Raw genomic sequence first — 13431 nt, 5'->3', positions numbered from 1 at the left:
ATGCAAGAGACCGTACTGCTACCGCTGATCATCCTGCTGCCCCTGCTGGGCTTTGCCGTCTTGGGCCTGTGGGGCAGGCGCCTGCCGGAGCCCGTGCCGGGTGTCGTGGCCAGCGCTTTAGTGCTGGGCAGCCTCCTGCTGGGCCTGGTGTTGCTGGGTCAGGGCGGGGCTAGGTGGGCCGTGGAGGACTGGATCCCCGGCGTTCCTCTGTCCTTCGTCCTGGACAACCTCTCGGGCCTGATGGTCATGGTCGTGGCGGGGGTGGGTTTCCTGATCCACGTCTACGCCATCGGCTACATGCACTCAGACCCCGGCTTCAGCCGCTTCTTCAGCTACTTCAACCTCTTCATCGCGGCCATGCTGGTGCTGGTGCTGGGCGACAGCCTCCCGGTGGTCTTCATCGGCTGGGAGGGGGTGGGTCTGGCGAGCTACCTCCTCATCGGCTTCTGGTACACCGAGCGGGTCAACGCCGACTCGGCCCGCAAAGCCTTCATCGTCAACCGCATCGGCGACCTGGGCTTCCTGCTGGGCATGGGGGTGCTGTGGGCGCACTTCGGCACCCTCTCCATCTCCGAGCTGCGCGAGCTGATCGCCCCGGAGGGTGAGTTCGCCGTCGGGATCAACGTCGCAGCGGTGTCCCTGGCCGCTTTCCTGCTGTTCATCGGGGCTATCGGCAAGAGCGCCCAGGTACCTCTGATGGTGTGGCTCCCCGACGCGATGGCGGGCCCAACCCCGGTCTCGGCCCTGATCCACGCGGCGACCATGGTCACGGCGGGGGTCTACCTGCTGTGCCGCAACAGCTTCCTCTACTTCGACCTGCCCGACGTGTCCTTCTGGGTCGTGCTCATCGGCATGCTCACCGCCCTCTACGGCGCGCTGTGCGCCTTCGGCCAGACCGACATCAAGCGCATCGTGGCCTACTCGACGCTCTCCCAGCTCGGCTACATGTTCGTGGCCGCGGGGGTGGGGGCTTACTGGGTGGCGATGTTCCACGTCCTGACCCATGCCTTCTTCAAGGCCCTCTTGTTCATGTCCTCGGGCGCGGTGATCCACGCCCTGGGCGGCGAGCAGGACGTGCGCAAGATGGGGGGGATGTGGAACTACCTCCCCCAGACCCGCATTCACGGCCTGGTGGGGGCGCTGGCGCTGGGCGGCCTGCCGCTGCTGTCGGGCTTCTGGTCCAAGGATGCCATCCTCGCTGCCTCCTACGAGTACTCGGCGCTGCTGTGGTTCGTGATGCTGATCACCGCCGCCCTGACGGCGCTGTACTCCATGCGCTGGTTCGTGCTGGTGTTTATGGGCAAGTACCGCGGACATGAACACCCCCACGAGAGCCCCGCGGTGATGACCTGGCCCAACCACGTCCTCACCCTGGGCTCGCTCTTCGCCGGCTTCGTGGGCCTGCCCTACGTGGTGCAGTCCGAGAACCTGCTCGAGCCCTGGCTCAACAAAGCGATCGTGCACCACGAGCACGAGAAGCTGCCCGTGCTTGACGAGTGGGCGCTGATCCTCGTCTCGGCAGTGGTGGCCCTGGGAGCCCTCTACTACGGCTACCGCTTCTTCCAGGCCGAGGCGGCGGGCAGGCTGCCGGCCTGGTTCACCCGCTTCCAGGAAGCCTCGCTGAGGAGCTTCTACGCCGACGACGTCTACAACGCCCTCCTCGTCAGGCCGCTCAAGAGCCTGGCCAAGATCCTCTTCGACGCCGATGGCGGCCTGCTGGGCGGCTTCTGGTGGCTGGGCAGCGCTACCGGCAACCTCGGCGCCCTGCTGGCGCGGCTCGAGACCGGCTACCTGCGCTTCTACGCCGCGGGCCTGTTGATTGCCGCCGTGCTCCTGGTCCTCGTAGGGGTGATTCGCTGATGGACGCGCTACTGCATGTTGGACTGTTCCTCCCCCTGCTGGCGGGGATCGCCCTGCTGATCTGGCCCAGCCTGGGCCGCAGGCTGGCCGTGGCCGCCTCGGGGGTCACTTTCCTGATCGCGGCCTGGCTTTTCGCTCGAGCCTCAGGCGAGGCCTACACCTTTCAGGCCCTGCTCCTGGAGCCCATCCAGATGTACTACGCGCTGCGCTTGGACGGCGTGGGTCTGGTGCTGTGGCTGGCCGTGGCCCTCACCACCTTGCTGGCGGTTTTCATCGCCAAGGTGCCCACCCGCATGCTGGGTTGGGCGCTGCTGATGGAAAGTGGCTTGCTGGGCATCTTCGCCGCCGACGACCTGATATTGTTCTACGTCTTCTTCGAGGCCACCCTGATCCCCTCGCTGCTGATGCTGGGGCTCTACGGCGGGCGCGAGCGGCTCAAGGCGGCTTACACCTTCGCCCTGTTCACCCTCGCGGGCTCGCTGCCCATGCTGGCGGCGCTCTTCGCGGTGCGTTACCTGGGCGGCGCGCCCAGCTTCCTCTACAGCGACCTGGCCGCCCACCCCGTGAGCGGCAGCGTGGCGGACTGGGTTTTCCTGGGCTTCCTCGTCGCCTTCGCGGTCAAGACCCCCCTCTTCCCGCTGCACGCGTGGCTACCCTCCTTTCACGCCGAGAACCACCCCTCGGGGCTGGCCGACGCCATGGGCACCCTGTACAAGGTAGGCCTCTTCGCCTTCTTCAAGTGGGCCATTCCTCTGGCCCCCGAGGGCTTCGCGCAGTTCCAGGGGCTGCTGCTGGTGGTGGCGGCTTTTAGCGCGATCTATGCGGCCTGGCTGGCCTTTGCTGCCAAAGACTGGAAGCGCCTGCTGGCCTACGGCGGCGTGAGCCACATGGGGTTGGGTGCGCTGGGCCTCTTCAGCGGCAACGCCGAGGGGGTCACGGGGGCTTTGTTCCTGCTGGCGGCCTCGATGGTCTATACCGGTGGGCTGTTCTTGGTGGTGGGCCGCATCGCCGAGCGCACCGAGACCCTCGAGATCGGCCCGGTGCGGGGCATCGCTAAAAGCGCTCCCGCTCTGAGCGTGCTGACGATGTTTTTGGTCATGGCCATGATCGGCCTGCCCGGCCTGTCGGGCTTCCCCGGCGAGTTCATGGCGCTGTTGGGGGCCTGGAAGATCAGCCCCTGGCTCACCTTCATCGCCTTCACCGCGGTGATCGCGGCGGCGGCCTACGCCCTCACGGCCTACCAGGCCCTCTTTCAGGAGGAGCAGAACCGGGTGGTGAGCGACCTCACCCCCCGCGAGTGGGCCTTCGCCGTGGCCATCGTGGCCGGGGTCGTGCTGGCGGGCGTGTATCCCAAGATGTTCACCCAGATGATCCACCCTCTGTCTGAAGCGCTGGCCAAGCTGCTGGGAGGTGGAGCGTGATCACCCTCTACATCCTGGGGGCTGCCAGCACGGTGCTGACCCTGCTGGGTTTCTTCGTCCCCGCCCGTGTCACCCGCTGGCTGGCGACGGGCAGCGTGGCGGCCTCCATCGTTTACTTGTTCTTCACCTGGGGTCAGCGCCAGACGGCCTTTGGCGGGCTTTATGTCGTCGATCCCATCTCCCAGGGCTTCACCCTCGTGGCCCTGCTGGGCGTGCTGTGGGCGCTGCTCGTTGGCAGGAGCGAGAAGTGGGAGTTCTCGCTTTTGCTGCTGTACGCGGCTACGGGGATGCACTTCATGGCCTCCTCGCCCAACCTGCCGGTGCTGCTGATCGCCCTCGAGGTCTTCTCCTTGCCCCTGTACGTGCTGGCTACCTGGCGGCGCGACGAGCCCGGCTTCGAGGCTGGCCTGAAGTACTTTCTGCTGGGAGCGCTCTCGGCGGCCATCTTCCTCTACGGCATCGCGCTACACTTCGGAGCCACCGGCTCCTTCAACGCCGGGGTCCAGGGCTCGGGGCCGCTGTACGCCGCCGCGCTGCTGCTGATCCTGGGGGCTCTGGCCTTCAAGGTCAGCCTGGTGCCCTTCCACTGGTGGACCCCTGACGTCTACCAGGGCAGCCCCACCACCGTCTCGCTGATGATGGCCACGGCGGTCAAGGCCGCGGGCTTCGCCGCGCTGGTGCGGGTGCTGAACGTGCAGGACCAGGGCCTTTGGGGCCTGGGCCTGGGGGCCCTGATCGCCCTGACCGTGATCTTCGGCAACCTGGGCGCGCTGGCCCAGCGGGAGAGCAAGCGCCTCTTGGCCTACTCCTCCATCGCCCACGCCGGTTACGTGGGCCTGGGCCTCTATAGCGGCACCGGAACGGCGGCCATAGGCTTCTACCTGCTGGCTTACCTGCTCTCAACCGGGCTGGCCTTTGCCGTGCTGGCCGCCATTTCGCAGGGAGACGTGCCCTACGAGCGTCTGCGTGGGCTGCTCTACCGCAAGCCGCTGCTGGGTGTGGCTATGGGCGTGGGCCTGCTCTCGCTGGCCGGCCTGCCGCCCTTCGCGGGTTTCTGGGGCAAGCTGCTGGTCTTCCTCGAGGCCGCCAAAGCCCAGCAGTGGGGCCTGTTGGTGCTGGCCCTTCTCACCTCAGCCGTGGCCGCTTACTACTACCTGCGCCTGTTCAACCTGGTCGTCGCCCGTGGCGAGGCCACCGAAGCCGCCATCCCCGCCCCTGGGGCCGGAACCCCGGTCCTGGCGGGCCAGAGCGCGGGCGGCCTGAGCCTGGCCACCGGACGCCTGGCGGCGTGGCCGCTGGTGATCGCCAGCGCTTTGGTGGTGCTGCTGGGCATCCTGCCCGGCCTGGGCTATCGCCTCTTCAGCCCCACGCCCTTCGCCGCGCTTTCGCGCCCTGCCTCCACCGCGCCCGCGACCCTGCCCGCCACCTTCGCCATCACCTCCCCCTCCGACGGGGCCGAGCTGCGGGCGGGCGAGTTCAGCCTGCAAGGCACCGGCAGGGCGGGGGAGACCCTCGAGGTCTGGGACAGCGGCAGCCGCATCGCCGAGGTGCGGGTGGATGAGCGTGGTGGTTGGTCGCTGGTGCTGCCCAGCCTGCCCGGCGTGGGCGAGCACACCTACCAGGTGCGCCGCCCTGGCGAGGGCGAGGGCCCGTCGGTGCGGGTCAGGATCGTGGAATAAAGCTTCTGGGGATCGGGGGCGCACTGCGGTGCGCCCCTAATGCTTTTGCTGGTTTTGCCGGACGACCCCCGCAGCCTCGAGCCCTTCCACCTCCTCCTGGCTCAGGCCCAGCACGCGCGTGAGCACCTCGAGGGTGTGCTCGCCCAGCAGGGGAGGCGCGCTTTGGATTCGCGCGGGGGTGCGCGAGAAGTGGGAGAGGGGAGAGCCGATGAGGGGAATGGGGCCCAGGGTGGGGTGCTCGGTTTCCACGCGCATCCCCCTGGCCTGGGCCTGGGGTTCGGCGAAGGCTTCGGCCAGGCTGTTGACCGGGGTGGCGGGGACTCCGGCCCGCTGGAGCGCACTCAGCCAGTGGGCGCGGGGTCGGGTCTTGAAGATGGCCTCGAGCCGCGGCAGCAGGATTGCGCGGTGACACACGCGACCCTGGTTGCTCCGGAAGCGCTCGTCTTCCCACAGCTCGAGGTGGCCGATGGCCTCACAGGTGCGGCGGTACTGCTCGTCGTTGCCCACGGTGAGCATGAACCAGCCGTCGCTGGCCTCGAAGGCCCCGTAGGGCACGATCTGGGGGTGGGCGTTGCCCAGCCGCGCCGGGTTGGCGCCGCTGACCAGGTAGCTCTGGGCCAGGTTGGCCATGGCCGAGAGCCCGGTATCGAAGAGGGACAGGTCGATGTGCTGGCCCTGGCCGCTCTTCTCGCGCTCGAGCAGCGCCGCCAGCACTGCCGTTGCCCCGGTCATCCCGGTCATGAGGTCCACCCAGGCCACCGGGACCCGCACCGGCGGTCCCTCCGGCTCGCCCGTCACCGACATGATGCCGATGAGCCCCTGGATCGCCACGTCGTAGCCGGGCTCCTGGGCGCGGGGACCGGTGTGGCCGTAGCCGGTGATGGAGAGGTAGACCAGCCGGGGGTTGAGCCGGGCCAGGGAGGGGTAGTCCAGGCCGTAGCGGGCTAGGTCGCCGGTCTTGTAGTTCTCCACCAGCACGTCGGCCCTGGTGGCCAGCGCCCGCACCAGCGCTTGCCCGCGGGGGTCCTTGAGGTTGACCACCACGCTCTTCTTGCCCCGGTTGGCCGAGAGGTAGTAAGCGCTCTCGCCCGCCGCCCCCAGCTTCCAGTCGGCGTGTTCGTCGGGCTCGAGGAAGGGTGGCCCCCAGGTGCGGGTATCGTCGCCCTTGGGGGGTTCGATCTTCCAGACCTCCGCCCCCAGGTCGGCGAGCATCTGCGTGCAGAAGGGGCCCGCCAGGATGCGGGAGAGGTCGAGGACTTTGAGGCCGGTGAGCGCGCCCACGGTCTAGCTGGCCAGCTCGAGGGCCACTTCTTCCCTCACGACCTTCAGCCGCTTGCCCAGGTGCTCCTCGAGGAAGCCGAGCGCGTCCTGAATCGCCTCTTCCGCAGTGCTGCCGTAACCCTGAAGCTCGGGGTACTCGAGAATTTTCGCCACGTACGGCTCGAACTCCCCTTCGTATTCGGGGTGGTATTCGACGTTAATCCGCACTTTCATCGTACCTCCAGTTGATCTATTGCACGTAGGAGCGCTTTCACGGCCTCCGGGTGGACGGGACGTTTGGCAGGATGTGGCTCGTGGACGCTTACCACGAACCCAGACTCGTGCACAAAGCGCCTGCGGCTTCCCTTTCCAATGAGCAGTGTAAACCCATACGCTTCAGCCAACTCGCGGAAGTCTTGCCAGTCGCACCGCGTGACCCGCTCCGCAACGCGCGCCCGGAGTTCGGCTCTGTCCATCGGCGGCTAGAATACCAGGTCATAGCGGTAGAACTGCTCGTCCCGCACCATGCCAAAGCGCTCATGGAGGGCCTAATGTCTCTACTCGAGGGCGTTGAGGCCGGTGATGTCGCGCCCCAGGATCAGGGTGTGGATGTCGTGGGTGCCCTCGTAGGTGTCCACGGTCTCGAGGTTGAGCATGTGGCGGATGCTGTGGTACTCGAGGGTGATGCCGCTGCCGCCCAGGATTTCCCGCGCCGAGCGGGCGGCGTTCAGGGCGGCGCGCACGTTGTCGCGCTTGCCGAGGCTCACCTGCTGGGGGCGCAGCTTGCCCGCGTCCTTGAGCTGGGCTAAGCGCCAGGCCACCAGCAGGCCCTTGGTGTGGTCACTGAGCATGCGCACCAGCTTCTCCTGCACCAGTTGGCGGCTGCCAATGGGCTTGCCGAAGGTGGTGCGGGTCTGGGAGAAGGCCAGGGCTTCGGTGTAGACGGCCTCGAGCGCCCCCAGCGCCCCCCAGGCGATGCCGAAGCGGGCCTGGGTCAGGCAGGAGAGCGGCCCCTTGAGCCCCTTGACGCCGGGCAACACGGCGCTGGCGGGGACGCGCACGTCCTCGAGCACCAGCTCGCTCGTCACCGAGGCCCGCAGCGAGGCCTTGTGCCTCACCTCGTTGGCTTTGAAGCCGGGGGTGTCGGTGGGCACGATGAAGCCGCGCACCACACCCCCGTCGTCCTTGGCCCAGACGATGGCGATGTGGGCCAGGTTGCCGTTGGTGATCCACATCTTGGTGCCCGTGAGCACGTAGCCGTCGCCGTCCTTACGGGCGCGGGTCTTCATGTTGCCGTCGGGGTCGCTGCCGCCGTCGGGCTCGGTGAGGCCGAAGCAACCCACCAGCTCGCCCGTGGCCAGCTTAGGCAGGTACTCGCGCTTTTGCTCCTCGGAGCCGAAGGCGTAGATGGGGTACATCACCAACGAGCTTTGCACGCTGCAGAAGCTACGCAGGCCGGAATCGACGCGCTCGAGTTCATAGGCGATGAGGCCGTAGGCTGCGCTGGAAACCCCGGCCCCGCCGTACTCGGCGGGGATGGTGGGGCCTAAGAAGCCCATCTCCCCGAAGCGCCGGATCAGGTGGGTGGGGAAACTGCCCTCCTCCCACCACTGTCCGATGTAGGGCAGGGCCACGTCGTCGAGGAAGCGCCTGGAGGAGCGCTGGATTTCCCGCTCCTCGGGGGTGAACAGCTCGGAAAGGCCCAGGTAGTCGAGCATCTGGGTGCCGCTGGAAGTGGTGACCATGCCCCGATTTTAGCCCTTTAACCAGGGGCATACGCCCGGCCCAGCTACTTCCCGCCTACGGACTCCCGTTAGAATGCGCTATGCAGCGCGAAACGCTGATTCACCTTCTCGAGGTCGCCCGGGGCGATGCTCCCGCCGACCTGGTGCTCGAGGGCACGCAGGTGCTCAACGTCTTCACCGGGGAGGTCTACCCGGCTTCGGTGGCCATCGCCGGTGGGTTCATCGCCGGGGTGGGCGAGGGCTACGAGGGGCGCGAGACCCACGACCTGGGGGGGCGCTTCGTGGTGCCCGGCCTCATCGATACCCACATCCACATCGAGTCCACACTTTCGCTGCCCTACGAACTCGCGCGGGTCATCGTGCCCAAGGGGACCACCACGCTCGTCGCCGACCCCCACGAGATCGCCAACGTGTGCGGCCTCGAGGGCATCCGCTTCATGCTCGAGGCCTCCGAGGGGCTCCCGCTGGACTGCTTGTTCATGCTGCCCTCCTGTGTGCCGGCCAGCCCGCTCTCCAGCGGCGGGGCGGCGCTCGAGGCGGCAGATTTGCAGAAGCTGTGGGGGACACACCCGCGCATCCTGGGCCTGGCCGAGTTCATGAACGTGCCCGGCGCGGTGCTGGGCGACCCGCAGTGCCTCGACAAGCTCATGGCCTTCCAGGGGGAGCGCATCGACGGGCACGCGCCCGGCCTGGACGGAAAGTGGCTCCAGGCCTACGCCGTCGCCGGGCCGGCCACCGACCACGAGTCCACCACCGCCGAAGAGGCCCTGGAGAAGCTGCGGGCCGGGCTTCACGTGCTGGTGCGCGAGGGCACCGTGACCCGCGACCTCGAGGCCCTCCTACCGGTCATCAACGAGAAGACCGCGCCGCGCATGGCCTTCTGCACCGACGACCGCCACCCGGAGGATCTGCTCGACGAGGGCCACCTCGACTTCGTGGTGCGGCGGGCGATCGAACTCGGGCTGGACCCGGTCGCCGCCATTCAGATGGCGACGCTGGGGGCCGCCAACGCCCACCGCCTGCGCGACCGGGGGGCCATCGCGCCGGGGCGGCGGGCCGACCTGGTGGTGACCAGCCGCCTCGAGGACTTCCGCGCCGAGCGGGTCTACGCCCTGGGGCGCTGGGTGGCCGAAAACGGCGAGCCCGTGGGCCACTGGCCCCACCCCCAGGCCGACCAGCGCCGGGTGCGCAACAGCGTGCGGGTCGATCTCAGCCGGGTCTCGCTGGACATCCCGGCCCAGGGGAGCCGGGTGCGGGCCATCGGGGTCGTTCCCAGGAAGGTGGTCACCGAGGAGCGCATTCGCCCGGCTCGAGTGGTCAACGGCTTAGCCCAGGCCGACCCCGAGAACGACCTGCTCAAGCTGGCGGTGGTCAACCGCTATGGCGCTCGGAGCGTGGGGCTGGGCTTCGTGCACGGGCTGGGCCTGCGGCGCGGGGCCATCGCGGGAACCGTGGGCCACGACAGTCACAACCTCACCTGCGCCGGAGCCGACGACGAATCCATGCTCACCGCCATGCGGGCCTTGGCCGAGGTGGGCGGGGGCTACGCGGTGGCGCTGGGCAAGGAAGTGCTGGCCCTCACCCCCCTGCCTATCGCCGGGCTGATGAGCGACAAGCCCATGCCCGAAATCCGCGCCGAGATGGACCGGCTGCTGGCCGCCACCAAGCAACTAGGCGCCACCCTGCACGACCCCATGATGCACGTGGCCTTTTTGCCGCTGGAGGTCATCCCCAAGCTCAAGCTCACCGATAAGGGACTGGTGGACGTGGAGAAGTTCGGCTTCGTAAGCTTGTGGGTGTGATGCTCGAGCAACTTCCTGAGGCGATAGCGCGACGGCTCGAGGGATACCAAGCCGAGCCGATCTCGATGGGAATGTCCGGCGCAGGCGTTTACCGGCTGCGTCAACCGGGTGCGACCGGCTTGATCCTCAAGGTGCAACCCCAATCGGACGACCCCGATCCGGGGTTCCGACTGGCTTCAGAAGCAGAGAAAATGCGCTGGCTTTCGGCCTGGGTTCCGGTGCCACAGGTGCTCGAGTTCTGCCAGCAGGACGGCTCGGAATACATGCTGATGAGCGAAGTCGCGGGGCGTAGCGGGGCCGAAGACTGGCCGTCGGAGGAGCGGGCTCGAGTGGTCGTGGCAATTGCCGAGGCGCTCAAGCGGCTTCACTCGATCCCCGTCGAGCAGTGTCCCTTCGATCAGCGGCTCGAGACCAAGATCGCCCAGGCCCGGCGGCGCACCGAACTCGGGCTGGTGAACCTCGAGGATTTCGACGAAAGGTGGCAGGGCAAGTCAGCGGAGGAGTTGCTCGAGGTGCTGCTCGAGACGCGGCCCGCCGACGAGGATTGGGTGGTCTGCCACGGGGATTACTGCCTGCCCAACGTCTTACTCGAGCAGGGCAAGCTCAGCGGGTTGGTTGACCTGGGACGGGCTGGGATTGCTGACCGCTACCAAGACCTCGCCCTGATGACCCGCAGCCTCACCTCTGACCTCAACCCGCAGTTTGGCGAAGGCTGGGACCGGGTGTTTCTCGAGGCCTACGGCATCCCCCAGCCCGACTGGGAGAGGATCGAGTTTTACCGTCTGCTGGACGAGTTTTTCTAGAGCTTCCCGGCCTGCTCGCGCAGCTCGGCCACGGCCAGGCGGTAGGTTTGGACCCTGGCTGCGGCCAGTAGCCGCAGGTCGCGGTGGTAGCCCCCGCCGCCCACCACGACCAGCGCGGCGCCGCTCTCCCGTACCCTGCGGTATACCCGGCGGTCGCGCTCGGCCAGGCCCTCCAGGCTCAGGGCCAGGCGGCCCAGGCGGTCGCCGGCCAGCACGTCCACCCCGGCGTTGAAGAAGACCAGCTCGGGGCGGGAGGCGAAGGCGTGCTCGAGGGCGGGCTCGAGCGCCGCCAGGTACTCCGCGTCGCCGGTAGCGTCGGGCAGGGCCACGTCGAGGTCGCTGCGCTCCTTGAGCTGGGGGTAGTTGTGCTGAGCGTGGACCGAGAGGGTAAACACCGAGGGGTCACTCTGGAAGAACACGGCGGTGCCGTTGCCCTGGTGCACGTCGAGGTCTACGACGAGCACTCGCCCGCTGAAGCCCTCGGCGCGGGCCTTGGCGACGGCTACGGCCACGTCGTTGAAGAGGCTGTAGCCTTCGGCGTGGGCGGGGTAGGCGTGGTGAGTGCCGCCGCCCAGGTTCAGGCCCAGGCCCCCTCGCAGGGCGTCCTCGAGCGCCGCCAGCGTGCCGCCTGCGGAGTGCAGGGCGCGCTGGAGCAGTTCGGGGCTGAAGTGGCGGCCCAGCCTGAGTGACTCGGCGCGGGAGAGCCCGTCGTTGAAGACGTGGTGCAGATAGGCCTCGTCGTGGGCCAGGGCCAACTCCTCGAGCCGCGCCGCGGGGGCGGGCTGGAGGTCCAGCACCCCCTCCAGCCCCTCGCGGATAGCACCCCAGAACTGGGCGAACCCCGCCATGGGGGGCAGGCTGAGCGCGGCGCTGTAGGCTCTGGCCTTCACTTCCAATACGGATGCACCGTCTCCAACAGCCGCCGGGCGATCTGGCGGTTGTGCTGCTCGATCTGGGGCTTGCGGGGGATTTCGGGGTAGCAGCGCTCGGGGTCGTGCAGGGTGGGGCTCAGGGGTTCGCGCAGGTGGGAGGCCCAGCGCTCCTGCCAGTCCTGGGGCAATCGCTCGGGCAGGGGGAGGTCCTGCAGGACGTGATAGAGCAGGGCCCACACCCGCACCGCCGCGTCGAAGCTGTAGCCGCCGCCCAGGGTGAAGATGGCCTTGCCTGCGGCGAACTCGTGGGCGTACTGCCGCAGCAGCGGGAAGATTTTGCCGTAGCTGCGGGTGGTGAGCAACAACTCGGCCAGGGGGTCCTGGAAGTGGGCATCGGCTCCGCACTGGATGACCAGCGCATCGGGACGGAACCAGCGCAGGGCGGCCTCGCTGACCTGCTCGAAGACCTCGAGGTAGCTCTCGTCCTCGCTGAAGGGTTCCAGCGGCACGTTGAGCTTGCGCCCCACACCTGCCCCCCGCCCGATCTCGTGGATGGCCCCGGTGCCGGGAAAGAGGTAACGCCCGGATTCGTGAAAGGAGAGGGTGAGCACCTCGGCCTCGTCGTAGTGGATCCACTGCACCCCGTCGCCGTGGTGCACGTCGATATCGATGTAAGCCACCCGCATCCCCGCCTTCGTCAGGTGGCGGATCGCCACCGCGAGGTCGTTGTAAACGCAGAACCCCGAAGCCTGGTCGCGCTGGGCGTGGTGCAGCCCGCCGCCCAGGTGGAGCACTTCCCCGGCTCCGCCCAGGACCAAGCGGGCGGCCTCGAGCGCTCCGCCCACCAGCCAGCGGGCCGCCTCGTCCATGCCGGGGAAGACCGGGGTATCGCCGGTGCCCAGGCCGTAGTGCACCAGCTCAGGGGACTCCTCGCCCTGGCTCGCCGCCTCCACCCGCCGCACGAAGCGCTCGGAATGCACGCTCAGGACGTCCTCGCGGGAAGCCTGAGGTGGGGCGTGGAAAGCCGGAAGGTGCCCCAGGCTCTTGAGCAGGTCCAGCAGCATCTCCAGCCGCAGCGGGCTGAAGGGGTGCTGCGGGCCGAAGGAGTACTTCAGATAACCGGGGTGGTAGACGACCGGCACCATGCCTTACATCCAGGGTTTTTCCGGCGGCCACAGCACCTCGAGCCCCTGCCGGCGCAGTTCTTCGGCCAGGGCGCGGGTGTTTTGGGTGTTGACCCGCAGCACGCTGCGCACCGTGAGGGCGTCCTCGGGGTAGGTCAGCAGCGAGTGCACGTTGACGCCCTGATCGGCCAGGTAGCCCGTGAGCAGAGCCAGTTGGCCGGGCTCGTCGGGCAGGCGCAGCTCGAGACGCCCGCTGGGCTTTTCCACCCCGGTGAGTTTGAGCAGTGCGTCCAGCAGGTCGATGCCGGTTACGATCCCCACCAGCTGGTTGTTCTCGAGCACCGGCAGGCAGCCGATCTTGCGTGTGCGCATGGTGCGGGCCGCTTCTTCTACGGGGTCGAGCGGGTCGGCGGTGATCACGGGGTGGCTCATCACCTTGCTCACCGGGGTGCTGGGGGAGGCTACCGTGCCCTTCGCCAGCGGGCTACAGGCCAGCCGCACGTCGCGGTCGGTGATCACCCCCACCACCCGTCCCTCGCGCACTACCGGCAGGTGGCGCACCTTGTTGGCATACATGAGGTCGTGCGCCTCCTGCAGGCTCAGCCCCTCCGGAACGCTCAGCACCGGGCTGTTCATGACGTCTTTTACGAGCATCGTTTCTACACTGTACTCCTAAAGGGTCGTACGTCGTACGTCGTACGCAAGACACAAAACGCAAGACGCAAGACGCTAAAGGCTGAAGGCTGAACGCCCCTTGAGGGCAAGGGGGATATCCACGAGCCCAGGCTACAAGCCTTGGGGCTTCGGCAATGGCCACCGACGTTGGCCGCGACAAAAACCCCCGCGCTGCTGCGGGGGTCTCGAG

12 protein-coding genes are annotated in these 13431 nt (G+C 68.0%); 5 read left to right on the top strand and 7 right to left on the bottom strand.

From position 1 onward, the window contains the following. Genes nuoL through Mrose_RS04475 form a run of 3 tightly spaced genes read left to right on the top strand, consistent with a single transcriptional unit; the run spans window position 1 to window position 4960 of the window. Window positions 1-1860 carry an NADH-quinone oxidoreductase subunit L gene (nuoL, locus tag Mrose_RS04485; protein ID WP_119276228.1) on the top strand — a complete coding sequence of 620 codons (1860 nt, stop codon included), beginning with the start codon at window positions 1-3 and terminating at the stop codon, window positions 1858-1860. Continuing rightward, complete coding sequence (locus Mrose_RS04480) at window positions 1860-3281, top strand: complex I subunit 4 family protein (RefSeq protein WP_119276227.1); 1422 nt, start codon at window positions 1860-1862, stop codon at window positions 3279-3281. The genes nuoL and Mrose_RS04480 overlap by 1 nt, the downstream gene beginning before the upstream one ends. After that, window positions 3278-4960: an NADH-quinone oxidoreductase subunit N gene (locus Mrose_RS04475; RefSeq protein ID WP_119276226.1), complete on the top strand. Its 1683-nt coding sequence runs from the start codon at window positions 3278-3280 to the stop codon at window positions 4958-4960. Before Mrose_RS04480 ends, Mrose_RS04475 begins: the two co-directional genes overlap by 4 nt. Window positions 4961-4996: 36 nt before the next feature. Here Mrose_RS04475 and Mrose_RS04470 read toward each other — a convergent pair whose 3' ends face one another. The 4 genes from Mrose_RS04470 to Mrose_RS04455 form a co-directional block, all read right to left on the bottom strand. After that, window positions 4997-6241 (bottom strand): CaiB/BaiF CoA transferase family protein, encoded by a 1245-nt coding sequence (locus Mrose_RS04470; RefSeq protein ID WP_119276225.1) that lies wholly within the window; start codon window positions 6239-6241, stop codon window positions 4997-4999. Between the two features lie 3 nt (window positions 6242-6244). Beyond that, a complete protein-coding gene (locus Mrose_RS04465; protein WP_027893875.1) occupies window positions 6245-6454 on the bottom strand; it encodes a hypothetical protein in 210 nt (69 codons plus the stop codon). Further along, entirely contained in the window at window positions 6451-6696 is a 246-nt protein-coding gene (locus Mrose_RS19765) for a type II toxin-antitoxin system HicA family toxin (protein WP_119276224.1), read from the bottom strand. The genes Mrose_RS04465 and Mrose_RS19765 overlap by 4 nt, the downstream gene beginning before the upstream one ends. 81 nt (window positions 6697-6777) lie before the next feature. Continuing rightward, window positions 6778-7938: an acyl-CoA dehydrogenase family protein gene (locus Mrose_RS04455; protein ID WP_119276254.1), complete on the bottom strand. Its 1161-nt coding sequence runs from the start codon at window positions 7936-7938 to the stop codon at window positions 6778-6780. Window positions 7939-8045: 107 nt separating this feature from the next. On the opposite strand from Mrose_RS04455, the gene ade reads away from it, so the two are divergent. Together ade and Mrose_RS04445 are read left to right on the top strand one after the other, a co-directional pair. Beyond that, window positions 8046-9767 (top strand): adenine deaminase, encoded by a 1722-nt coding sequence (gene ade / locus Mrose_RS04450; protein WP_119276223.1) that lies wholly within the window; start codon window positions 8046-8048, stop codon window positions 9765-9767. Beyond that, window positions 9767-10570, top strand: coding sequence for an APH(3') family aminoglycoside O-phosphotransferase (locus Mrose_RS04445; RefSeq protein ID WP_119276222.1), 804 nt, complete (start codon window positions 9767-9769; stop codon window positions 10568-10570). The genes ade and Mrose_RS04445 overlap by 1 nt, the downstream gene beginning before the upstream one ends. On the opposite strand, the gene Mrose_RS04440 is transcribed toward Mrose_RS04445, so the two are convergent. From Mrose_RS04440 to Mrose_RS04430, 3 genes are read right to left on the bottom strand one after another with little or no spacing between them, the layout of a single operon-like run. After that, a complete protein-coding gene (locus Mrose_RS04440) occupies window positions 10567-11418 on the bottom strand; it encodes a histone deacetylase family protein (RefSeq protein ID WP_119276253.1) in 852 nt (283 codons plus the stop codon). The two genes, Mrose_RS04445 and Mrose_RS04440, sit on opposite strands and share 4 nt — an antisense overlap. Window positions 11419-11456: 38 nt before the next feature. Next, window positions 11457-12587: an acetoin utilization protein AcuC gene (locus tag Mrose_RS04435; RefSeq protein ID WP_119276221.1), complete on the bottom strand. Its 1131-nt coding sequence runs from the start codon at window positions 12585-12587 to the stop codon at window positions 11457-11459. A 3-nt stretch (window positions 12588-12590) separates the two neighbouring features. Further along, window positions 12591-13220, bottom strand: coding sequence for a CBS and ACT domain-containing protein (locus Mrose_RS04430; protein ID WP_119276220.1), 630 nt, complete (start codon window positions 13218-13220; stop codon window positions 12591-12593). Window positions 13221-13431 lie beyond the last annotated feature (211 nt).

This window comes from Calidithermus roseus, assembly GCF_003574095.1.
GTDB lineage: Bacteria > Deinococcota > Deinococci > Deinococcales > Thermaceae > Calidithermus > Calidithermus roseus.
The sequence above is the reverse complement of the archived record's forward strand: the minus strand, read 5'-3'. Positions and strand labels throughout refer to the sequence as shown.